Source organism: Vibrio sp. 1CM23M, from assembly GCF_023161755.1.
Taxonomy (GTDB): domain Bacteria; phylum Pseudomonadota; class Gammaproteobacteria; order Enterobacterales; family Vibrionaceae; genus Vibrio; species Vibrio coralliirubri.
This window is the reverse complement of sequence record NZ_JALNTR010000002.1, coordinates 149,922-174,712: the sequence shown is the minus strand read 5'-3', so window position 1 is coordinate 174,712 and position 24,791 is coordinate 149,922. Positions and strand designations below refer to the sequence as shown.

Below are 24,791 nucleotides of genomic sequence, written 5' to 3'. Positions count from 1 at the left end.
GTAAACCATCACGCTGGCTTATGTATAGATCAACAAGCCGAAGATCAGATTACCTAAGCAAAAAACTTATTTACCGAGCTTTTCAGCAATTTCCGTTAAGCTGGTAGGATCGTCAATCGTCGAAGGCACCACATATTGTTCACCTTCTGCGATCTGCCGGATGGTTCTGCGTAAAATTTTGCCTGAGCGTGTCTTAGGTAGTCTCTTTACAACCAAGGCTTGCTTAAAACAAGCGACCGCGCCAATCTCATTACGAACCTTGCCAACCAACTCCCTTTGCAACTCAATGCCATCGACTTTTACGCCATCTTTCAGCACAACTAAACCAAGAGGTAGCTGCCCTTTTAAGTCATCGTGAATACCGACTACCGCACATTCTGCAATGGCTGGGTGACCACCCACGATCTCTTCCATTTCTCCCGTCGACAGACGATGCCCCGCTACATTTATCACATCATCAATACGACCCATGATAAATAGATACCCATCTTCATCGAGATAGCCGCCATCACCCGAAACGTAATAGCCTGGGAATTGGCTCAGATAGCCAGATTCAAATCGATCATGATTACGCCAAACTGTTGGTAGACAACCGGGTGGCAACGGGCGTTTAAGAGCCACAAAACCTTGTTGATTAGGCTGAGCTACTTCACCGAGTTCATTGAGGATCTCCACTTGGTAACCGGGTACTGGCTTGGTTGAAGAACCCGCTTTTACAGGCAAAGATTCAAGCCCTGTTGGATTGGCAGAAATAGCCCAACCCGTTTCGGTTTGCCACCAGTGGTCGATAACCGGTTTATTGGTATGAGATTCGACCCAATCCAATGTTGGCGGGTCCAAGCGCTCGCCAGCCATGAAAATCGACTTGAGCGATGATAAGTCATACTTGGTGAGCAACTCGCCTTCAGGATCTTCTTTCTTAATTGCTCTAAACGCGGTTGGCGCAGAAAACAATACATCGACGTTGTACTCTTCACACACACGCCAGAATGCCCCGGGATCTGGCGTTCGTACTGGCTTGCCTTCAAACAAAATGGTCGTACAGCCATGAATCAATGGCGCATACACAATGTAGGAATGCCCCACTACCCAGCCGACATCAGAAGCTGCCCAAAACACACCATCTTGCGGCATATCGTAAATAGTGCTCATCGAGTATTTCATCGCGACCGCGTGACCACCATTGTCACGAACCACGCCTTTTGGCTTACCCGTCGTCCCTGATGTATACAATATATATAGTGGGTCAGTCGCTAGAACAGGCACACATACGTGAGGCAAAGCATCCTCAACCGCTTGTTGCCAAAGTACATCGCGTTCATTGTTCAATTCGGCTAGAGACTGCTCTCTTTGGAATACCACCACTTTCTCAGGCTTCCAGCGGCTGTCCATGATCGCCCTGTCGACCATCGGCTTATATGGCAGGACTTTATTTATCTCGACACCACAGGAGGCAGTAATCAACACTTTCGGCTCGGCATCTTCAATTCGAACGGCAAGCTCATGAGGAGCAAAACCACCAAACACCACCGAATGCACCGCGCCTAGTCGAGCGCAAGCCAGCATGGCCATAGCAGCTTCGGGAATCATTGGCATATAAATCACCACACGATCGCCTTTGGTCACGCCCTGTGTTGCCAACATGCCTGCGACTTTAGCCACTTGGTCACGCAATTGATTGTAAGTGTACGAGGATTGAGTTCCTGTAACTGGAGAGTCGTAAATCAGCGCGGTATTGCCACCTCGCCCATTTTCACAATGGTAATCCAGCGCGAGCCAGCAGGTGTTCATCACCCCATCAGGAAACCAACGTTCAATACCGTTATCGTCAGTTTGTAATATCGTTTTTGGTGGTTCAAACCAATCTATCGCTTGTGCTTGTGTTTCCCAGAACGAATTGGGGTCTTCCCTAGCCCATTGATACTCGGTGATATAGTCTGTTTTTCTGTTCATTCGATTCGTAGCAGACATAGTGCCTCCTCCATGATTTATCCATTAGTCCAAGCGCCTAGCTTTTGGCAGTAGCACTTGATTGCACTCTTTTCTCAGCGTTGTGCTCGTGAACATTTAACCGTTCACGACAATCGCTTTACTTAGGAAAAGGCACTCGAATGGCACCTTCCATGATCACTCGGGCACTACGACTCATAATTGCCCGTTCTATTTTCCACCCGCTTTCCGTCTGAATAGCTTTAGCACCCACTTTTAAGGTTCCTGATGGATGACCAAAGGTAACAAAATCTCGGGAACCCTCACCGACTGCCAAGTTCACTAACGTACCTGGCACACTCGCCGCTGAAGCAATGGCGACCGCTGCCGTACCCATCATAGCGTGATGCAGTTGTCCCATAGACAAAGCACGCACCAGAAGGTCAGTATCTTCGACAGCAACCGATTTACCACTAGAGGCTTGGTACGCTTGAGGCTTAGCAACAAACGCGACTTTAGGTGTATGTTGACGTGATTCAGCTTGTTCTAAAGAATCGATAAGACCCATCGCTACTGCACCATGTGCTCGTATGGATTCAAACAGAGCCAAGGCTTTGGTATCACTATTGATATCTGGCTGAAGTTCAGTGCCTTGGTAACCAACCGATTCAGCATCAACAAAAATGGTCGGTATCCCAGCATTAATGTATGTCGCTTTGATGCAACCCAGATCGGGAACATCTAAAAAATCGACAACATTCCCTGTTGGGAACATAGAGCCACTCGCATCGGCGGGGTCTAGAAAATCAACTTGGATCTCAGCGGCGGGGAAAGTCACACCGTCGAGTTCAAAATCACCCAGTTCTTGGACTTCACCACCAGCGATAGGTACATGAACAATAATGGTTTTCTCTATGTTCACTTGCCATACTCGCACCTCGACCACACCGTTTTCTGGAATACGATTCGAGTCGACTAGGCCACTATGAATAGCAAATGGGCCCACTGCAGCAGACAGATTGCCGCAGTTACCGCTCCAATCAACGAACGGCTTGTCTATTGCTACTTGGCCGAATAGGTAATCAACATCGTGATCGGCTTTACTGCTTTTCGAAACAATAACGGTTTTACTGGTACTGGATGTTGCACCACCCATGCCATCGGTTTGTTTGCCATAAGGATCTGGACTACCAATCACGCGCAGAAGTAATGCGTCTCGAGCTTCTCCGGCAACTTGCGCAGCTTCAGGTAAGTCACTTAAGTTGAAGAAAACGCCTTTGCTTGTTCCGCCCCGCATGTAGGTAGCAGGTACTTTTATCTGTTTATTTGTCATCATAAGCTCCTACTGTGCGAGAAAGTCTTTAGCGAAACGTTGCAATACGCCACCAGCGCTGTACACATTCACTTCGTCTGCCGTGTCTAGTCGGCAGATCACAGGAACATCCAGCTTTTCACCGTTTTTACGAGTGATGACTAGAGCCAAATCAGACCCTGCTTCAATGTCGCCGTACACGTCGTAAAGCTCGGTGCCGTCCAGTTCTAAGGTGTTGCGATTGGTCCCCGCTTTGAATTGCAAAGGCAGCACGCCCATGCCAACCAAGTTGGTTCTGTGAATTCGTTCAAATCCTTCAGCCACAATCACTTCAACACCCGCTAAACGCACACCTTTGGCAGCCCAGTCACGTGATGAACCTTGTCCATAATCCGCACCCGCCACGACAATCAAAGGCTGTTTACGGTTCATGTAGGTTTCTATCGCTTCCCACATTCGCGTAACTTGACCTTCGGGTTCAACTCTTGCTAGTGAACCTTGCACGACTTCTCCAGCGTCCTTCACCATTTCGTTATACAGCTTAGGGTTGGCGAATGTTGCTCGTTGCGCGGTTAAGTGATCACCTCGATGGGTCGCGTAAGAGTTAAAGTCCTCTTCCGGCACTTCCATTTTGGTGAGGTATTCCCCCGCTGCGCTCGAAGCGAGAATCGCATTTGAAGGGGATAAGTGATCTGTGGTGATGTTGTCACCTAGAATAGCCAAAGGTCTCATACCAGATAAGCTTCGTTCTCCCGCCAAAGCCCCCTCCCAATAAGGTGGTCTGCGAATATAGGTACTTTGAGGTCGCCAGTCATAAAGCGGTTCAGTCGTTACCTGATCCTCATCTGGCTGGAACATTTTCACGTAGATTTGTTGGAATTGCTGAGGTTTAACATGCTCACCAACAACCGCATCGATCTCAGCATCACTCGGCCATAAATCGCTCAAGTAGATTGACTTACCCTTGTTGTCAGTGCCTAAGCTGTCTTTCTCGATATCAAAGCGAATCGTGCCAGCTAAGGCGTAAGCAACCACCAATGGAGGTGAGGCCAAAAACGCTTGTTTTGCATAGGGATGGATTCGACCATCGAAGTTTCGATTCCCCGACAACACAGCGGTTGAATACAGGTCGCGGTCGATGATCTCTTGTTGGATTGCAGGATCTAGGGCCCCGCTCATACCATTACAGGTAGTACACGCATAACCGACGATACCGAAGCCTAGCTTTTCCAGCTCAGGTAGCAAACCTGCCGACTCGAGATAGAGCTTGGCAACTTTAGAACCCGGCGCAAATGATGTTTTCACCCACGGCTTACGAACTAATCCAAGTTGATTGGCTTTCTTAGCCACTAATGCTGCGGCGACCACGTTTCTTGGGTTGCTGGTGTTGGTACAAGAAGTAATTGCCGCAATGATTACGGCACCATCGGGCATCTGATCATCGCTGTACTGCTTAGCATGCTGCTCTCTCCAAGATGCTTGACTGATGCCTTGTTCAGCCAGCTCTCTGGTTGGCAAACGACGATGTGGATTGGATGGCCCTGCTAGATTGCGCTCAACCTTCGACAGATCAAACTCTAATACACGTTCGTATTGAGCAGAGTCTAGATCGTCAGCCCATAGCCCGGTTTGCTTGGCGTAGCGTTCAACTAATTCAACCTGCTCCGGCTCTCGCCCTGTCAGCATGAGGTATTGAATGGTCTGTTCATCGATGTAAAACATACCGGCTGTTGCGCCATACTCTGGCGTCATGTTGGAGATGGTTGCGCGGTCACCAATAGTCAGTGCACGAGCCCCTTCACCGAAGAATTCCAAATAGCTTGAGACCACTCTCTGATTACGAAGAAACTCAGTAATCGCAAGCACAATATCCGTTGCGGTTATCCCTTCTTGTCGTTGACCCGTTAGCTTAACGCCGACAATATCAGGCAATCGCATCATCGACGGACGACCAAGCATCACAGTTTCAGCTTCCAAGCCGCCCACACCAATCGCAATGACGCCCAGAGCATCAACGTGCGGTGTATGGCTATCGGTACCAACACAGGTATCAGGGAAAGCGATGCCTTCTTTAGATTGAATAACCGGAGACATTTTCTCCAAGTTAATCTGGTGCATAATCCCGTTACCTGCAGGAATCACACTCACGTTTTTAAACGCGGTTTTACACCATTCAATAAAATGAAAACGGTCTTCGTTTCTGCGCTCTTCAATCGCGCGGTTTTTATCAAAGGCTTCGCTATCAAAGCCTGCGTGTTCCACTGCCAGAGAGTGATCAACAATCAATTGAGTTTCGACAACGGGGTTCACCTTGGCAGGGTCTCCGCCTTGGCCGGCAATCGCGTCTCTTAATCCAGCCAAATCAACCAAGGCTGTTTGACCAAGAATGTCATGACACACCACGCGCGCAGGATACCAAGGAAAATCTAAGTCGCTCTTGCGTTCAATGATCTGTTTTAAGCTGTCTTCAAGGGTTTCAGGATCACAGCGTCTTACCAATTGCTCTGCCAATACTCTCGACGTATAAGGCAAGGTTTTATAACTGCCCGGAGATATCGCTTCTACCGCTTCGCAAGCGTCGAAATATTCTAAACCCGTTCCCGGTAAAACCTTTCGATACTTGTTTTCATCAAACTCTTGGTTTCTTTCAAGTTTTACATCAGACATACATCCACCATTATCTGTTAAATTCTATTCGTTGGTTCTCGAGGTCTTATCACATGAAGACAAAGTCACCTCGAGATATAAGTAGGTTCGATATAGAGGACTAACGTAAATGGATTGGTAGCCAGTCTTGATGCTCTGGCCCGGTGTAGTCTGCACTTGGACGAATAATTCGATTGTTTTCTCTTTGCTCGAATACGTGTGCCGTCCAACCCGTAAGGCGGCTCATCACGAAGATAGGAGTAAACAATTTGGTTGGGATGTCCATGAAGTGATATGCCGATGCGTGGAAGAAGTCAGCATTACAAAACAGCCCTTTCTCGCGCTTCATTACCGCTTCAACACGCTCAGAAACGGCGTAAAGCTGTTCATCTCCCACCTCTTGAGCCAACTCTTTTGACCAACGCTTGATTAGAGCATTTCGTGGGTCGCTTTCACGATAAATGGCATGACCGAAGCCCATTATTTTGTCTTTATTAGCAAGCATCTGCATGATGTTCGTTTCTGCTTCATCGGCGGTTTGCCAATCTTGGATCATTTCCATCGCCGCTTCATTCGCACCACCATGTAAAGGACCTCTCAACGTACCAATCGCTGCGGTGACACAAGAGTGGATATCCGACAGCGTTGATGCACACACACGAGCTGCAAAAGTCGAAGCATTAAACTCATGTTCCGCATACAGAGTTAGCGAGCAGTGCATTACCTTCTTGTGAAGTTCACTCGGTGCTTTATCCGTTAGCATCTTCAAGAAGTAGCCACCCAGACACGCTTCACTTTGATCTTCAGTATCAATGCGCACTCCATCATGGCCAAAGCGATACCAGTAACAAATAATCGCAGGGAAAAGCGCAAGCATTCGTTCAGTCGCGGGAAGCTGCTCAGAAAAATCAGACTCTTGCTCTAGATTACCTAGCATTGAACAACCCGTTCTCATCACATCCATTGGATGAGCGTCTGCAGGGATAAGCTCTAGTGCTGCTTTCAAAGGTTGAGGCAAGCCGCGCAAACCAACCAACAGTGTTTTGTAATCATCTAGCTCTTTTTCACTGGGCAAATGACCTCTCAGTAGTAGATGCGCCACTTCTTCGAACTGAGCATGATTAGCAAGATCGGTAATATCATAACCACGGTAGGTTAAACCAGTTCCTGATTTTCCGACCGTACATAGCGCTGTGGTTCCCGCACTCTGGCCACGTAGACCAGCACCACCGATTGCAGGTGTGCTGACTGGCTTTTCGCTTTGTTGTTGGTTTTCTATTGAAGCCTTTTCGACAGCTGCTTTATCACTCAAAGATACAGACATGGTGAACTCCTTTTCTGTGTTAGTCGCCTGCACTCTTTGGTGCTGCCTGTTTATGTGTCCGGTGATCTTTATCATCGGTACTGGATATGGCGACTAACCATTTCACGTTATTGGATTAAGTTGATTTTTGATTAATTGAAACCGGTTTACTCTTCGCTTGAAAATAACTGATCAAGCTTGTTCTCGTAGTCGTGGTAATTCAGGTGTTCGTATAGCTCTTTACGGGTTTGCATTGAATCCAATAGAGCTTCTTGATTACCTTCAACTAACAAGTGTTTGTAAACATTCTCCGCAGCTTTGTTCATCGCGCGGAATGCACTCAATGGGTAAAGCACCATGTCGACACTTGATTGGGCTAACTCGTTACAGTTGTAGAGTGGTGTTTGTCCAAATTCGGTGATGTTGGCCAAGATAGGCACATGCTTGCCTGTTGCTGATTTCAGCGCCGCCGAGAACTTCACGTATTGGTCGAGCTGGTTCATCGCCTCAGGGAAAATCATGTCTGCGCCCGCTTCAACACAAGCAATCGCTCGTTCAATCGCGCTATCAATGCCTTCAACCGCCAATGCATCGGTTCGAGCCATGATCACAAAACTCTCATCGGTTCTTGCATCGGTTGCTGCTTTTACTCTGTCGACCATCTCTTGTTGGCTAACAATCGCTTTATTTGGTCGATGACCGCAGCGTTTCTGCGCAACTTGGTCTTCCATATGAATCGCAGCTGCACCCGCTTTTTCCATAGCTCGAATGGTACGTGCAATATTAAATGCGCCACCAAAACCCGTATCGATATCCACCAGCAATGGCAGATCACATGCGTTGGTAATACGTTCAACATCGACCAACACATCGTTCAATGTGGTGATACCCAAATCAGGCAAACCGTAAGACGCATTGGCGATGCCTCCGCCAGACAAATAGATCGCCTGATGCCCCAAGTTCTTTGCCATCATCGCGCAATACGGATTCACCGTGCCGACGATCTGCAATGGGTCGTTGTCTTGCACAGCTTGTCGGAACTTAGCCCCTGCTGATAACTTCATAATGACGCTCCCTGTTAATTGTTAATTTCTAATCTTTATGACTGCTGATGTTTAGCTCTCGCCAGCGAAGAACCGCTAGCAAATACCAGTCGTCAGTTAATCAAGATCTTTGGATTGAATTTGTTGTTCTATAAGCAATCGGCTTCCCGAGATGTGTCTTCGCATTAGCATTTCTGCCAGCTCTTCATCACGGTTACGAATCGCTTGCAGGATGTATTTGTGTTCGTCGAGCGCCTCTTTTGGTCGAGATTGTGCTCTTGGCGATTGATAGCGATACATGCGTAATAAGTGATAAAGCTCGTCACACAACAACGAAATGAGTTTGCTGTTACGACTCGCTTTAATAATGCGGTAATGAAAATCAAAATCCCCATGTTGATGAAAGTAAGAAGAACCTTCGACTTCATCGATGTGTTTTGAGTGTGTCGACAATAACCCTTCAAGCCCGACAAGCTCTTCTTGTGTGATATGTCGCGCTGCTAAGCGAGCCGCCATGCCTTCCAATGCCTCTCGCACCGCGTACAACTCGAGTAGTTTGTCTGCCGAAAAGGTAATAACTCGAGCCCCTACATGAGGAATGCGTTCAATCAAGCCAAGCCCTTCAACACGCATTATCGCTTCACGTAGTGGACCTCGACTTACCTCAAAGCGTTTAGCCAGTTCAGGCTCCGAAATCTTACTACCAGGAACTAATTCGCCGCTAACAATCGCCTCAACGAGATACTCAGTGAGGTTTTCTGATTTAGTGTTCTCTTTATCGCTCACACGTGTCTTCGTGTTTGCACTTAAACTGAGATCTTTTATCGCAGTATTCATATTCACTCTGCTCACTTCTGATTGCTGAACCTTAATTGTCAACAATTCCATAACATGAACATAAAATACACGATCAAATTGTCGACAATCAAGCTAATTGTCGACAATTTAGACTAAGGTAGTATTTTTCATAGACGATAAAAACTCACCCAAAAGGACACTAAGTATAACTTAACTACTTGTTATTTATAGCTTCAAACAGACTAACAACCACCAAGCCGATACCTACGCTAAAATTATTTGAAATCGATGTGTCGACAACTTATAGCCGAACTTGTCAAACGCAGATCCCTTTGTGTCTATCCTCCTGCTCACCGATAAACAGATATAAAAAAGGCGCACTCATGTGCGCCTTCATTCATCGAACCCGTTCTAACAAGCCAACCTTTAATCAAGCTATCTGACGAGTAACTTCTAGGTATTTGTTGATATCAACGAAATCAATTTGTTCCGGCTTCAGATACTCTTCTGCATAACGCAGGTGAGTACCGCTGGTTAAGAACAATCTAAACAGCTCGATATCGAGATGCTCGTCTAATGCCATTTTGTACATGATGTCGACAGCAACACTGATTGGCTTCGCCTTCTTATAAGGCCTATCTGCAGCGGTTAATGCCTCAAAGATATCCGATATCACCAGAATACGTTCTGGAATTGAAAGGTCCTCACCAGTCAGTTTCCTTGGGTATCCCGTACCTTTGAGTGTTTCATGGTGCGTCGAAGCATAGCGAGGAACACGGCTTAGTTCTTTAGGGAATGGCAAGTTCTCAAGCATCTTAATCGTAGCAAGCATGTGCTCGTTTATCTTGAACCTATCTTCAGCAGTCAACGTGCCGCGTGCAATACTCAGATTGTAGACTTCGCCTAGGTTATATAAGTGCTCAGGTACATCCATTTTGATTTTATGTTTCGGGTCAAACTCTAACGGCCTATCTCTTTTCACTATATGTTCAGGTTTATCACTTAACAGTGGCTCTGTCGCAGGTAAACTTGCACTCGGTTCTCGGTTCAACGCCTCTATCGGTGATAAACCAACTTGATCATCAAAGTTACGCGTCCAAGTCGTCTCAGCTATCGCGTGAATACGAGCGACTTTGTCTTCACTCATGAATTCACCACCAACGTTCGATGTCGCGATAAAAGTAAAGTCATCTTGTAGCTGTTGTTTGGTTGTCGCAAACTCATCTGCAATTTGCTGCGTTGATAGCGTACCTTCAAGTTGCTTTCTCAAAGCGGTGATTTCCGCATCACGCCAAAGTACTTCAAATCGAGTTCTCACCTCGTGAATTCGGTTGTAGTTCGCTTCTAGCTTCGTACCTTTATCGACGATGTGTTCGGGTATCGTGATCTTGCCACAATCGTGAAGCCAAGCCGCAATTCTGAATTCACGACGTTCATCATCATTTTTAAACTCAAAATCTTTGAAATGATCGGACTGTGATTTCTCAACTGCATCAGCCAACATCAAGCCGAGTTCTGGTACACGATTACAGTGCCCTGCCGTATAAGCGGATTTATCATCGATAGCTTGGGCGATAAGCTTGATAAACGACTCCACAAACGCCTCTTGTGTCTGTTCATGCTGTTTAATCTCCGCCGCCATGCCTTTCACTGCCACAGACAGTTCCCACACCTCTTTGATTCGCGTATTAAGCACAGACACATTGTCGTAATCACGCTGCCTAATTTTTTGCGTTTCAGCTTTCAGTTGACGGATCGGTCGAACAATAGGCGCACCAAAGATCCAAGCCACTGGCAAGGTTAGACTCATAAGAAGCACCGTCACACCAATAGACGTCGCAACTCGTTTGTTTACCGCGCTGTAGATTTCCGCTTCCGGTATCGCTACGGCAAAATATTCAGAGTAGTGCTCGCCCGTTTCAATCTTTTTCAGATAAAGACGCTTAGGTTCTCCATTGAGCACAATCTTAACCATTTCGCCTTCGGTAGTAGCCGTCGCAGTACGTTCATAGAGTTCAGTGTAAGGAATGGTTGTGCCTGTATTGAGAGCATGATGATTGAACCATTTTTGTGACAACACTGCTTTCTGTTCATCAGTGAGTGCGCGAATGGCTTGATTTAAGATTGGTAATAGCTGCTGATGTTTGTTCTGCAACACAATGTGGAATTGGTTTGGGTAATTAGCTTTGAGATCCAACAGCACTTCATTAACTTTCAATCTTGCATGGAAAAATTTGTCCAAAGAGAATTCCAACACAGGCTTAGCGTCGAGTACTGCAAAGCTCTCACCACGATCAACAGCATCAAATGCCAATTCCATACTTGGAAACTCAACAAGCTCAATATTTGGGAAGTCTTTTCTGAGTTGAGGAATAACCGACCACCCAGATAAAATCGCCACCTTTTTGCCGCTGAGATCTCCGTAGTTTGAGACGGTTTGTGCGTTTTCTCGTGTTACAACAGAGAAAGGCAACTCGTAGATAGCATCCGTATATAAGCCTTTTACTCCGTTGCTTTCGTAATTCTGAATAGAGTGCAAACCATCGATGCTACCCTCATGAAACTTGCCCGTTAGCTCTGCCCACGAAAAGCCATTAACAAACTCGAATTTAACGCCACTCATTTCACTGATCATTTTCAGAAGATCAATCGCATAACCGTGTGGCTGTCCGGATACTGCAAAATCCATTGGCCCCCAATCGCTTTGGTTAGAGAGTAACAAAGGAGGCGTGTTCTCAATGACAGCTTGTTGCTGAGCAGACCAATCGATTTTACTTGTCTGAGGGAGTGCATGTTTCGCTTCAGTGTCTCGATTAGACGCAATGATATTGCCCGATTTAGAGTACAGAAATGACTCAACCTGACTGTCTTCATCTAAACCTAACGCACTCGCAGATAACTTACTCGCTAACGAAGACAACACGATATCAATGCCGATTACATGTTGCGTGTCACCAACGGCCTTTGATTCAAAAGCTAAGGAATAAGTTTGTCCCGTGATCTGAAGGTGTTGGAAAAGATAAGGCTGTGTTTTTTCAACTGTCTCAGTATTCGCGGAAACATACCAAGGTCGTGTCGTGGGAAAGTAATTGCTTGGCTCAGTCTTTGAGTCTCTGAGGTTAAACTCAAGGTCGTAATACTTAGTCGTGCGGATACGACCTGCTTCCCTGTCGCTTATCTCGATCACCACCCAACGGTCTGAACGATCGGCACCAATTTTTTCTCTAACAAAAGGAGAAGATTCCAGATTGATAATTTGGAAGAAGCGTTCGTTAGAAGAGCCTATATAAATACTGTAAAAAAGAGGGTTATCTTTTATCGCTTCTGAGAGAATCCCACGCGACTCTTCGCGAGAGATTTGATGACTAATAGAGCGATGCACTGAAGAGAGTAAGCGAGCGGTATTTATCGCATCTGAATCGACGTTGCCGATATAGTCGCTTAAATCCTGAGATACCATGGTCAACTTCGACAAGGTATGCTCAGTCGCCATTTTCTTACTGAAGTAGTATTGAAGTGAAACCGCGACGATCGCCGTCAGCACTGTCGCAAGTAAAAACATCCCTCCAACGGTAAACCGCAACGAGATTTTTGTGTTTGCCATTATTCTATCCTTGAATAACCACTAGCCCAGAAATGTAACATGCTAGCAATATTTATATTATTACTACGGCATACTATCTCTAGCAACACATTATTCTATATATTATTCAAGATCTCCCTATATCCCCTTCTACGTCGCAATATCATTGTATTTAAATGACATTTAACAATATAAATCAGCTGCCAATTACCATAATTAATTTAATGGTATTAGTTTTCATAAAATGGAAACACCTCACGCCTTTATTGTCAGGCTTATTATATTATTTACTTTATGCTATAAATTTAGATATAAAATTTTAACATTAAGTCAGTTCGTTAGTATTGACATAACCTTATGTCAGAACATCTTCGAGCATTATCAGGCGAGCCTATGACGGATAATTTCTCCCCTTCTGCCAGCACTATTGTGGCAAAAGATTCTAAAAGCAACGAGCATGCAGTCAGCGATTTTGCTATTTCTGAGTACTTATCGAAGCCTTTTAAAATCGAACTAACCATCATCTCAAAAAACTTTGTCATCGATGATCAATTGGGGCAAAAGCTCTCTATCACCCGCTTCGTTAATGACACCGATAATTTGACCGCTACGCGAGTATTCAACGGTATTGTTACCCAGGTTCAATTACTGGGTATGGACGGTAACCTGCAGTACTCTAGTTACCGCGTCACTCTAAGACCTTGGTTCTGGTTACTGAAGCACACCCACTCTTTCCGCGTTTATCAAAACCAATCAACGAAAGACATCGTTTCAGACGTATTGACCCAAGCTGGCTTCAGTGGCTCATATAAGACGGGCACCATGCCTTCGTCTAAACGCGAATATTGCGTTCAATACGATGAAAGCGACTTTGATTTCGTAACCCGATTGCTTGCAGAAGAAGGCGTTCACTACTTTTTCCAACACAGCGATTCCGACCATCTAATGATGCTGCAAGATGCGCAAAGCCCCTTTCAAAAATCGGATGCTGGCAAGCTAGACATGATTGAGGTCCCATCAGGCAGCAATCCATTAATCAACAAATGGATGCCACAGGGGCAATTTCATGGTGCTAGCATTGAGCTAACCAACTACGACTACTCACAAACCAAATTGGTGAGTAGTAAAGAGAAGAAATCCAGCCATAAGATCGCCAACAATACCAAATTGACCAAGCAGTTTTACCCTAACCTTGGTATCACTGGTGGGATGGAAGATCTCGCTAGCAACCTAGTCAAAAGGCGAATAGAGCAGCTTGAACAAAGTTATCAAACCGTTGAAGCCGAAGCTCAACACGATTCATTTGAATTAGGCACTTGGTTCTCATTATCTTCCCATTTAGATAAGTCTCAACTCGGCGATTATCTGGTCACAGAACTTCACATTCGATACAACACAGATAATCACTGTGAGACCAAACTTACCCTACTCGATACGTCGATTCCTAATTACCCGTCACCGAGAGACAAAGCCAAAATCCACGGTCTGCAAAGTGCGATTGTCGCAGGCAGTACGGCGGGTGAAATCAATCAAGACGATCAAGGCCGCGTGCGCATTCAATTTCATTGGGATACCGAAGCCTCTGGCGACAAAACAAGTTGCTATGTGCGTGTCGCTCAGATGATGGCAGGCAGCGGTTACGGTGCTCAGTTTATTCCGAGAGTCGGACAAGAGGTATTAGTCAGCTTCATTGATGGCGACCCTGACCAACCGATTATCACAGGAAGCGTTTATAACAGTAAAAATCCGCTACCTTACAAAGAGGCGAACGCCACGAAAACAGGCATTAGCACCAAATTAAGTGGCTTAGCGAATGAGCTCTATTTCGATGACAAGAAAGATAATGAGCTGTTGTATATGCATGCGACCAAAGATTTCACCAAAGAAGTCGAGAACAATCTGACTGAAACGATCAAAGGTGAGCTGATTCAGAAAACCACCAAGCAAGTGACCGTTTCAACAGAAGATAACTACACGCTTAGCTCGGATAAAGCGATCAGTGAGAAAGGCAAATCCATTTCACTTGAAGCTGATGACAAGATAGAGCTGACCGTTGGCTCAAGTAAGATCACTATGTCTTCATCTTCAATCAGTATCGAAGCTAGCAATATTGATATCAAAGCCAGCAGTGCGCTCAATCTCGAAGGGATGAACGTGACCAGCAAGGCTACATCTGCAAACAAGATTTCAGGCGTTACCACGGCTCTAGAAGCAACGAGCTCCAACAGCATTAAAGGGCTCAGTGTCGCGATTAAAGCCGATACCACCCTCTCAGCTGAAGGTTCACTAAGTGCCGAGTTTAAATCCGGCCTAAAAGGCACTTTCGATGGTGGCGTAATGGGTGAGTTAAAAGGTGCGATTGTTAAGGTTAATTAGCGAGTTCAAATCGCCACCACTTAAACTACGCCGCAGTACAAATTTAGGTAGAACGAAAACATGTATAAAAAAATTCCGTATCAGACAGGCCGACAATTGCTCGATAGGTTCTCAAGCTCTGATGAAGCTCAAGCGCTGATCGATGAAGAACTCAATATTGATGACTCCATTGGAGCGTTGTTGGAAAACGAGCTCTATTTCGATTTGGTTCAGTTTCTGGCTCACGGGCTACCGGTTCGAGAAGCCATTTGGTGGGGCGCGCACACGCTCGATGCGAGAAATGACGTCTGGTCTGCAATGCAAAAGCAATGTATTTCCACAGCTAAAGCGTGGGTCAAATATCCATCAGAAGAGCAAAGGCGCAAGAGTGAACTATTCTCTAATAAGCTCAAATTAAATTGCGGGCCTTCTTGGTTAGCCCAAGCCGTATTTTGGAACGGTTCTGGCAGCATTGTGGCTCCTGATTTACCCAATGTACTCCCAGATCCTTTTCTGTATTCGAAAGCGGTAGCAGGCGCGATAAACCACTCTGCAGCACTGCCCAATTGGGATAAAACCGACGAGTACTATAAGAAATCTATTGGTATTGCTCTTGAGCTTGCCAAAGGCATTAAGGCATAGGAGTTACTGATGACGTTAGCCGCACGATTAACTGACATGCACGTTTGCCCAATGCAGACACCCGCTGTTCCGCCGATCCCTCACGTAGGTGGGCCAATCAGTGGACCCGGAGTACCAACAGTTCTCATTGGCAATATGCCAGCCGCGACGCTTGGGGACATGTGCGTATGTGTCGGGCCTCCAGATAGCATCATCAAAGGCAGTGCCACTGTGCTCATAATGAGTAAACCAGCAGCACGCATGGGAGATACAACCAGCCACGGCGGTACGATTGTTCTAGGTATGCCAACGGTGATGATTGGAGGCTAAATACCTTACTTTTCATGGGGTTTCAAAAAACCGTGACATCGGTCCACTTTCTTAGATGAAGTTCAAAGTTTTGAGTAAATATATATTTTGCATGAGACTTTTCACGAAAAAGCTCTAGAATTAATAAATGTTAACAAGTATTTACGAAACATAAGGATTATGTATCAAATATGACACTTTGGTGCGATCAGGATAACAATAGATTTTTACAGGACGTATATGACAGAAATCGCTCGCCTACTTGCTCCAATCTCAGATGAAGAGCCTTCAGGCTCTTATTTGAAGTTAGATCGAAGTGCCTATCGCAGTTTGAGAAACGTTTACAATAGCGCTCAATCCTCATTTCGACAGTTGGTTGAAACGCCTGATGCATCGTCTGATCCCGCTATCGTCGATGCCAATACAGACAACTGGGCTGAATTAAGAAAGATTTCAGAGGAAACGCTGACTTCACAGTCAAAAGACTTAGAGATATTAGGTTGGTACATCACGAGCCAACTTTTTACTTCTCAACCATTTCATAACCTTGCTAATGCTATCCCGGCTTTAAACCTTTTCATCGACCAATTCTGGGATACGCTAAACCCTATGCTTCCGGAAGCTAAACTCAAAGCTTCTGACGATGCAGGAAAAGCGAAGGAAATCACTGAATTTAAAACTAAACCCCTACTTCAACTCGTTGGTGAGTCTGTTGATTCAAGCTCCGTTTATATTCCTTTTCAAATGCTTGATTTTTGCGCAGGCGTTACTTTTGGTGATTACCTCACTGCAGAGCGTAAAGGAAATATCGCAGAGCTAAAAGAATCAGCATTAAGCTCATTTGATGGAAGTGTTTCAGAAACACTCTATCTACTAGCGAGTATTTTTAGTGAATTAGAGATTGCAGAGAAAAACTTAGCTGAAAAGTGCCAAGCTGTTGGTGCGACCGTAATCAGCTTCAACTTCATTAAGACAAACGTACGTGACTTAATTAAAGCGATACATTTCCTCGTTGGAGAAAAATTCGCTCCTTGGCCTCTGGATGACAACTTCCACGTTATCCAAAATTCAACAGAAGCACCTCAACAAGACGATTCGACACACTCGGCACCTATGCAAGCTAGTGCTCCCCAGAATGACTCGAGTCTAACAACTGAAACAAGCCAAAATTCAGGGTCAAGTAATCCGGTAAATCAAGGTAACGGAAGCGTGGCTAGTGACATCCAAGCACTAAGCAACCTTGCCCCTCAAAACCAGACTCAAACGATTGTTCAAAACGTCTCGAGCATTAACGGCATTGTTAATCGCGATCATGCGTTTCAAGAAATTAGAAAAATCGCAGAGTACTTTAAAGAAACAGAGCCTCATAGCCCTATTGCATTCTTACTCGAACGTTCAATTCGTTGGGGCTACATGAGCTTCCCAGAGTTACTCCAAGAAATGGTTGGCAATGAAAGTGTCATCGCCCAAATCAATCAAATGACAGGAATGGACAACCTAGACAAAACCGATTTGTCCGGAAAGTCCGTTCCAGTAATGACTTCCGCTCCGGAGAGAACTCCGGTAGCAACACCGACTATTGAAGAGCCAGCGGCAGTATCGCCAGTTCCTGATAGTTCAAATAGTACGACAGATACAAACCAAACATCTGAACCGACTTCCAACTCATCATCGAGCAGCCTGCAAGATTTTGAGTGGTAAAGCACATTAATGCGTTGAGCAAGGAGAAAGTAATGGCTTCTATTTTTATGAGAATTGATGGTACGACACCAAAAGGTGCAGCAACGGTAGAAAAGATCGGGGGTAAAGATGGATTCTTTGCACTTGATAGCGTTTCTTGGAGTGCAGTACGTGGTGTTGGTATCGATGTAGGTAATGCAAACAATGCGGACCAAGGTATGGTTGCTCTTGGTGAAGTCAACATGACTCGTGGCTGTGATGGTGCAACACCTCATCTAACCACTTTCTTATATGCGCCGGGTCCAGAAGGTCGCACTGTTGAAATCGTTATGACAAAACCAAACCGTGAAGGTTCTGGTGCTGATCCATATCTGATTCTAACGCTTAAGATGGCTCGTATGTCTAGCTACAACATGTCTGGCACAGACGGTTCACTTCCAAGCGAGTCTTTCAGCCTAACCTACACAGAAATTTCTAAGGCTTACTACATTGAAGCAGACGGCGGTAAGATCGAGAAAGGCCCTGAGGTTGGCTTCGATGCTACTACAGCTAAAGTTACTTCAACTGCTAAGTAATTAAACAAGGAGAGTTACCGTGGCACTAAATTCCCAACATAAACGCGTAAGTAAGAACCGCGTAAGTATTACCTATGACGTTGAGACTAATGGCGCTGTAGAAACCAAAGAGCTCCCTTTTGTTGTTGGGGTTATTGGTGACTACTCTGGCCATAAGCAAGACAAAGAAGAAGTGGAAGATCGTACCTTCTATAACGTTGATAAAGACAACTTCGACACTGTAATGAAGCGTGTTGGCCCTGAATTATCCCTAAAAGTAGACAATGTACTTGCCGGTGATGACAGCCAGTTTGAAGCGAGCCTTAAGTTTGACTCGATGAAAGATTTCGAACCTGAAGCAATTATTGAACAGGTTGAACCGCTTAAAAAACTCGTCGAAACCCGTAATCAACTGAAGGTACTTCTTTCTAAAGCTGATCGTTCCCGCGATCTAGAAAAGCTGCTTAAAGAAGTTCTACAAAGTGCAGATACGATTAATGCTCTTTCTGATGAGCTTGGCATTAAAGAAGAAGGAGCTGAGTAATGAGTACTGAAACTGAGAATCAAGCGCAACCGGAAGCAGCGGAAGGCTCACTGAGTTTCCTAGACCGTGCGATTGAAGCAACCACTCAAACTCCTGCAGACACGACAAAAGAACTGTTTTCTGTACTTACAGAGCAAGCTCTTTCTGGCACCGTGACGTGGGATAAGAACGTTACAAAAACAATTGAAAACGCAATCTCAGAGATAGACAAAAAGCTATCTCAACAGTTATCTGAAGTCATGCAACAAAAAGACTTACAGAAGCTTGAAGGCTCTTGGCGTGGCCTACAAAAACTTGTTAAAGAGAGCGAACTTGGCCGTGATTTAAAGATCAAAATGGTCGATTACACTCAAGAAGAGCTACTTGATCAATTTGAAGATGCACCAGCAATTGACCGTAGCCCGTTATTCAATGCGGTTTACCAAGGTGAGTTTGGTACCGCGGGTGGTGAACCTTACGGCACATTCATCGGTGATTACGAGTTCAGCGCGAAAGATGAAGATGTTGCTCTACTTCGCTACATGGGTGAAGTTGCTGCAGCGTGTCACGCACCATTCGTTGCCGCTGCGAATGCTGAGATGTTCGAGTTTAATGACTTCCAAACATTCTCTGAAGGCAAGCCTGTTGCTGCAGGTTTCGACTCTCCGGCTTACGCTGCGTGGAATTCATTCCGTGAGAGTGATGATGCTCGCTACGTAACCCTAACACTGCCACGAACTCTTGCTCGCCTGCCTTATGGTGACAAAGGTTTGAGTACGGATGTCTTCGCTTATGAAGAGCTTGGTACTGATATGGATGGTAATCCTAAGCCAACCAGCAATGATCAATTAGTTTGGTCTAATGCAGCGTATGATCTTGGTCTTAAAATGACTCAAGCTTACACGGCTTCAGGTTGGTGTACGTCTATTCGTGGTCTGGATAACGGTGGTAAGGTCGAGAACCTTCCAAACCTAACGTACAAGTCTGAAGCGGGCGATCTACTTCAGCAATGTCCAACAGAAGTTAACCTAACTGATGAGCGTGAGAAAGAGCTATCTGACCTTGGTTTCCTTCCTTTGGTTCACTACAAAAGCTCTAACTACGCTGTGTTCATCGGTGGTCAAACAACTCAGAAACCTAAAACCTTCACGGACCCAGATGCAACGGCAAACGCGGCAATTTCAGCTCGCCTACCTTACATCATGGCAAGTAGCCGTATCGCCCACTACCTGAAAGTAATGGGTCGCGACAAGTTAGGCTCGAATCTTGAAGCTCCGGATATCAAGCGAGAGCTACAACTATGGATCGACCAATACACCAACGCGGGTGCCATTGGTAATGAGCAACGTGCAAAAACCCCTCTTTGTGAATCTCGCATTGAAGTGGTCGAGCAACCGGGTAAGCCAGGCGCATACTCAGCTGTCGCTCATCTAAGACCTTGGTTACAACTTGAAGAACTGACGACCTCAGTTCGAATGGTTGCTAAGATTCCAGGCTAATATGGATTTGGCCGGAGTAATCCGGCCAAAAATTTTGTATGAAGTTAAATACAGAATGGCAAAACAGATTCAATCAATTAGATGACACAGATAATACCTTTATGAAAGAGGCTTTATCTCTGTTATCTGAGCTAGACAAACACTCCTTAAGCTCTAAATCCTCACTAATTTCATTGATATCAACACTTATATCAACAATCGATTCCAAACTCAGTTTACAGCTTGATGAAGTCCTCCATGAACCAGAGTTTCAAAAACTGGAACGCAACTGGTTAAGCCTTCAGCAACTTGTTTCCCTACCCGTCAGTTACCAAAGAGCGCATGTAAAACTGCTCGATATGAACTGGGCGGAGATCTCTAGCGACGTCAATCAAGCCTATTCCACCAAATCCAGCGACTTGTATAACAAGATCGGCAATAACGAACTGAATACCTTAGGTGGCCACCCTTTTGGTTGCATCACGTTTAGTCACCCTATTTCTATGGACATCGATTTTGACGCCGACTACGACGATCTGTTTACCGTAGAGCTGTTAGGAAAATTAGGCGAAGCAACACTCTGCCCTATGCTGTTTTCTCCCGTATCAACCTTCTTTGGTGAAAGCGGTGCAGATTGGTTATCAGACATAGAACGCATCAACAAGATCCTTTCCGGCCCCGACTTTAAAGCGTGGCAGGATTTACGCAGTAAGCCGAGCTCTCGCTTTATTGGCATGGCGCTACCACAAATCCGCCTGAGAGACGCATACAAGAATCGACGCGCTGGCTTCATTTACAACGAGCAAGGTCAAGGTGCTTGGGGATTAGCCAATATGGTACTGGCTACCACTATCATGCGAGAGTTTCACCGCGTGAACTGGTTTGGCTTCCTAAAATCCCGTTGGAACGACAAGCTGCAAGGTGCCGTCGTTAACCTACCAACCAATCACTATTTCGACAGCCATCTGCAGAAACCGGTGACGGATATCAGTTTGTTCGGCCAACTGTCGAACTTCTACGCTCAAAGCGGCTTTATCCCATTAGCGAAGAGCCCTTTGACCGACAAGTTTTACTTCAATGGTAACAACTCAATTTGGCAGTGCGGGCAAAACGACAATGACAAAGTGCTCACGCAGATTCAAACCACACTGATGTCTTGCCGAATTGCTCATTACCTAAAAGTTCAAGTAAGAGAGATGATCGGCAGCTTCAACAACGCCACCGAGTGTGAGTTGTTTTTGACCCATTGGATTGAAAAGTTCTCGAGTAACGTTTCATTTGCTAATGAGGAAACCTTATCCAAATACCCACTCAGCTTCGCCAAAGTGAGCGTGACGGAATCGAGTTCTCAAGCTGGCAGCTTCGCTTGTACTCTGCGCATTGTTCCTCAATACCAATTTGATTATTTCAGTGGTGAAGTGGTGCTGACCACCGACCTAAATGAGGTGGCGTAATGAGCTTTTGGAAGACCTTTATCAGTGATTCAAAGCCCTATCAGGACGCGGAGATTGAAGACATCAAGTTCCATCTCACCAAGCTCCTTGAAGCAGAGGCATCATTGACAGATATCGATAACAGACTGATAGAAGTCAACCGCTCGAACTTAAAGTTTGGTATCGAAGATATTCAATTGCTGAGTGCCACTCTAGAAAAAACACAACTGACTCTACGTATTGAAACGTGGATAAAAAGCTTTGAGCCACGACTCCATGACATCTCGGTAGAGCTTGGAGAGCGCAAAGAGGGTGACAACTCACTATCGTTCAACATCATCGCCAAGGTTAAGACAAGTCATGGCGAACAAGACCTTATCTTTGACTCCAAAATCGCATTAAGTGACCTCACCACCTCATTAGAAGAAGATAACTATGACTGAACCTATTATGCGTTACTTCGAGCAAGAACTGGCATTTGTGCGCCGTTCATTAGGTCAGTTCGGTCAGGAATACCCGACGCACGCTGAGAAGCTCAATATTCATCAGGGGAAGATTGAAGACCCTAGCATGGCTCGTCTATTAGATGGCGTCGCACTATTGAATGCTAAGGTAGAAAAGAAACTATCAGAGCAGTTACCTGAAGTCATCGAAGGTATACTAGGAGTGCTCTATCCTTCTTATATACAAACCGTCCCTAGCGTTGCTTATCTTGAGTTACTCGCAGAAGAAGGCCCGATTGAATCGAGTACTTTGCCAAAGGGTTCGCTTTTCTCAAGTACAAACACCAAAAACGAATGTCTATTTAGAACGGTTGATGAACTCAAAATAGCGCCGTTTAGCTTAGGTAACATCAAAGCGCTAAGCGCCCCGTTTAGCTTCAATAGACCCAAATCAGCTAATCAAAGCTCAGCGGTCGTGCAGATCTCATTGAACACTGGCGACCCCGAAGTACATTTCAGCCATTTAGAACTGAATGACCTCGACTTCTTCGTCAAAGGGTTTGAAAACAATGCAGACTCTCTAGTCGAACTTCTTCTCAATAACACCTTAGCGATTTCTATCTCAGACAACGAATGCGCTCGACATGTCACCATTGACAGCCACCAGCTTAAAAATCGAATCAGCGATCTCGAGTTTAAGTTTTTACCTAAGCATGGTAATCAATTCACGGGCTACCAACTGATTAACGAGTTTTTCTTTTTCAAAGAGAAGCGACAGTTCTTTAGGCTTAAGAACTTTGCGGATTACGCAAGCCAATTTGATGAGTCAGAAATCATCATTAACTTGTTCATGTCGTCATTGCCATCCGAATTTATCCGCCTATTCAATAAAGATGTTTTCAAGTTAAACGTAATGCCAGCAATTAACTTGTTTGAGCAGACAGGCGAACCTATTCCGTACGATCACAGAACCCTTTCAGTTCCTGTGAATGCCGACGCGCATAGCGACAACAATATTGAAATCATCGAAATTCAGAAGGTGTATGAAATCACGCCTAACGGTGAAATACCGTTAGTTCCTCTTTTTAAAGAGAAATACACCCACAATCAGCAATATGACTACTGGCAAAGTAAACACAATCACTTTGGTGAAATGAGCATTGCAATCTCGCTATCTGAAGCGCCAGAGGCTGAATTTAGTAAGCTACTTGGTACTCACTTGTTGTGTACAAATGGCAAGCAAGCGTGTGGCGTAAGCGGTACTTTGGAATGCCTGGAGAGTATTGATTTACCCGGCGATTTTTCGCCTATTTATCCTCCTTCGGCACCCATAACAAAGGAAGTCGACCAAAATATCCATTGGGAATTCATTAGCTTACTGAACACCAACTTTTCATCACTGGTGCAGTCGAGTAATCCGGTTACTGACCTCAAGCATATGTTGAGTTTGTGCAGTCGAGAACAAGTATCTAGCGCTGAAATTCAGATGATTCACTCGATCACGTTTAACTCTCAGGTGTCTGCGATTCGCGTTCTAGGCAAAAACGTATTCTCTCCAGGAACAGAGATTGAACTCACACTCGATGCAACCTCACCCTACTTGGCGTTTGCAGATGTACTGAATCGCTTCTTCCAACAATTTTGTAGCTTTGATCGATATATCCAACTCAAGATACGAATCTACGGTCGAGATGGTGTCGTTAAAAAATATCCTAAGATTCACGGCAGTCAATTGTGTTTATAACTCAGCGAATATCGGCAATCCTGCGAACGGAAATCAACCAGAGCTTAGACTGTAAGGGGGATATATGAAGCCTTTCATCGAAGACCTAGCCGCTCTGCCTGAAAAGTACGACTTCTCTCAAGCAATGAGGCTATTGGAGCAGCTTCAGTCCCAAAGTAGCGCGCCGATACAGATCCAATTGAAATCGGAGGCGATGCCGACTGGCAACCCTCAAGAGATCCAATACTTCTCGTTAAAGGGAAACAAAGCCAAACTCAGATTAGCAAAACAAGCGCTTTCGGGCGTTAAAGGCGTGATACCTAATTACATTTACGAAGAGTTGTTAGCCGCGATCCACAATGAAGATCATTCGCTGCAAGATTTTCTGGACGTATTTAATCAACGACACTTTGAAATCACCTATCGAACCAATGCTCGACGTTGGCTACTCGTTGAAAGTGAGCAAAACCCAAAGAAAACAGCATTATTGAATCACTTTGCTGCGCTTGGAAAAGAGCACAAAGAGTATCTCCAATATTCACTACTGCTAAGCCAACAAAGCCGAAACCTGACGACTCTGAAAAAGATTTTAAATGACTTCTTCCCTTACTCCATCGAGGTGGAGTGCAAGGCATTTGAACAACGTCTATTACCGACCGACTCGTTAACTCGCATCGGTGTTAATCGAGATTTTAACAGTCGCTTAGGGCAAGGTTTTTTGGTCGGCAAAACTTGTTTAGCCCATTTCAACAACTTGAGTATTTTTGTTACCCCAAAGAACAGAAATGAGTTCCTCGAGATTCAACAAGATGACCAATTTGCAAAAGCTGTGTTGTCTTTGACTCAGCACTATTTAAAAGACAGTACGCCTGTTGCCATTTATCTGAACGTCAAACGTTCATATTTAACTAAACCCCGTTTATCAAGCAAGGTTTCTATAGCCGCTCGTTTAGGTGAAATTGACTACCTTGCACCTGAGCGTAACCCCAATGAAACCGTAAAGATTTTGCTTTTGTAGTTCATAAATACGGAATGTGTAGATTATAGAGATACAAGGA

18 protein-coding genes are annotated in these 24,791 nt (G+C 45.1%); 11 read left to right on the top strand and 7 right to left on the bottom strand.

Going from position 1 to position 24,791, the window contains the following annotated elements; genetic code table 11:
- Positions 1-66: 66 nt before the first annotated feature.
- The 7 genes from MSG35_RS06050 to MSG35_RS06020 form a co-directional block, all read right to left on the bottom strand.
- The gene (locus MSG35_RS06050; RefSeq protein WP_248383362.1) at positions 67-1,971 is read right to left on the bottom strand and encodes a propionyl-CoA synthetase; all 1,905 of its coding nucleotides are present in this window, start codon (positions 1,969-1,971) and stop codon (positions 67-69) included.
- A 118-nt stretch (positions 1,972-2,089) separates the two neighbouring features.
- A complete protein-coding gene (prpF, locus tag MSG35_RS06045) occupies positions 2,090-3,262 on the bottom strand; it encodes a 2-methylaconitate cis-trans isomerase PrpF (RefSeq protein WP_248383900.1) in 1,173 nt (390 codons plus the stop codon).
- A gap of 9 nt (positions 3,263-3,271) precedes the next feature.
- Positions 3,272-5,908: a Fe/S-dependent 2-methylisocitrate dehydratase AcnD gene (gene acnD / locus MSG35_RS06040; RefSeq protein ID WP_248383360.1), complete on the bottom strand. Its 2,637-nt coding sequence runs from the start codon at positions 5,906-5,908 to the stop codon at positions 3,272-3,274.
- A 100-nt stretch (positions 5,909-6,008) separates the two neighbouring features.
- Positions 6,009-7,211 carry a 2-methylcitrate synthase gene (gene prpC / locus MSG35_RS06035; RefSeq protein WP_248383358.1) on the bottom strand — a complete coding sequence of 401 codons (1,203 nt, stop codon included), beginning with the start codon at positions 7,209-7,211 and terminating at the stop codon, positions 6,009-6,011.
- 146 nt (positions 7,212-7,357) lie between these two features.
- Complete coding sequence (prpB, locus tag MSG35_RS06030; protein ID WP_017100223.1) at positions 7,358-8,254, bottom strand: methylisocitrate lyase; 897 nt, start codon at positions 8,252-8,254, stop codon at positions 7,358-7,360.
- 96 nt (positions 8,255-8,350) lie between these two features.
- The gene (locus tag MSG35_RS06025) at positions 8,351-9,070 is read right to left on the bottom strand and encodes a GntR family transcriptional regulator (RefSeq protein ID WP_061039750.1); all 720 of its coding nucleotides are present in this window, start codon (positions 9,068-9,070) and stop codon (positions 8,351-8,353) included.
- Between the two features lie 391 nt (positions 9,071-9,461).
- Positions 9,462-12,635, bottom strand: coding sequence for an HD domain-containing phosphohydrolase (locus tag MSG35_RS06020; RefSeq protein WP_248383356.1), 3,174 nt, complete (start codon positions 12,633-12,635; stop codon positions 9,462-9,464).
- Positions 12,636-13,007: 372 nt separating this feature from the next.
- Here MSG35_RS06020 and tssI point away from each other — a divergent pair, with 372 nt between their 5' ends.
- The 11 genes from tssI (at position 13,008) to MSG35_RS05965 (ending at position 24,751) form a co-directional block, all read left to right on the top strand.
- Complete coding sequence (gene tssI, locus MSG35_RS06015) at positions 13,008-14,990, top strand: type VI secretion system tip protein TssI/VgrG (protein WP_050650595.1); 1,983 nt, start codon at positions 13,008-13,010, stop codon at positions 14,988-14,990.
- Positions 14,991-15,050: 60 nt separating this feature from the next.
- The gene (locus MSG35_RS06010; RefSeq protein WP_248383355.1) at positions 15,051-15,611 is read left to right on the top strand and encodes a hypothetical protein; all 561 of its coding nucleotides are present in this window, start codon (positions 15,051-15,053) and stop codon (positions 15,609-15,611) included.
- Positions 15,612-15,620: 9 nt separating this feature from the next.
- Positions 15,621-15,920, top strand: coding sequence for a PAAR domain-containing protein (locus tag MSG35_RS06005; RefSeq protein WP_017110734.1), 300 nt, complete (start codon positions 15,621-15,623; stop codon positions 15,918-15,920).
- Positions 15,921-16,139: 219 nt separating this feature from the next.
- A complete protein-coding gene (locus MSG35_RS06000; protein WP_248383353.1) occupies positions 16,140-17,600 on the top strand; it encodes a type VI secretion system ImpA family N-terminal domain-containing protein in 1,461 nt (486 codons plus the stop codon).
- A gap of 32 nt (positions 17,601-17,632) precedes the next feature.
- A complete protein-coding gene (locus MSG35_RS05995; RefSeq protein WP_017110736.1) occupies positions 17,633-18,154 on the top strand; it encodes a type VI secretion system tube protein Hcp in 522 nt (173 codons plus the stop codon).
- Between the two features lie 19 nt (positions 18,155-18,173).
- Entirely contained in the window at positions 18,174-18,677 is a 504-nt protein-coding gene (tssB, locus tag MSG35_RS05990; RefSeq protein ID WP_009846607.1) for a type VI secretion system contractile sheath small subunit, read from the top strand.
- Positions 18,677-20,155: a type VI secretion system contractile sheath large subunit gene (gene tssC / locus MSG35_RS05985; RefSeq protein WP_048606898.1), complete on the top strand. Its 1,479-nt coding sequence runs from the start codon at positions 18,677-18,679 to the stop codon at positions 20,153-20,155. The genes tssB and tssC overlap by 1 nt, the downstream gene beginning before the upstream one ends.
- Before the next feature lie 38 nt (positions 20,156-20,193).
- Positions 20,194-21,588, top strand: coding sequence for a type VI secretion system contractile sheath large subunit (locus MSG35_RS05980; protein WP_050654078.1), 1,395 nt, complete (start codon positions 20,194-20,196; stop codon positions 21,586-21,588).
- The gene (gene tssE, locus MSG35_RS05975; RefSeq protein ID WP_048606902.1) at positions 21,588-22,010 is read left to right on the top strand and encodes a type VI secretion system baseplate subunit TssE; all 423 of its coding nucleotides are present in this window, start codon (positions 21,588-21,590) and stop codon (positions 22,008-22,010) included. The genes MSG35_RS05980 and tssE overlap by 1 nt, the downstream gene beginning before the upstream one ends.
- Complete coding sequence (tssF, locus tag MSG35_RS05970) at positions 22,003-23,754, top strand: type VI secretion system baseplate subunit TssF (protein WP_248383352.1); 1,752 nt, start codon at positions 22,003-22,005, stop codon at positions 23,752-23,754. Before tssE ends, tssF begins: the two co-directional genes overlap by 8 nt.
- Before the next feature lie 64 nt (positions 23,755-23,818).
- Complete coding sequence (locus MSG35_RS05965; RefSeq protein ID WP_248383350.1) at positions 23,819-24,751, top strand: type VI secretion system baseplate subunit TssG; 933 nt, start codon at positions 23,819-23,821, stop codon at positions 24,749-24,751.
- Positions 24,752-24,791 lie beyond the last annotated feature (40 nt).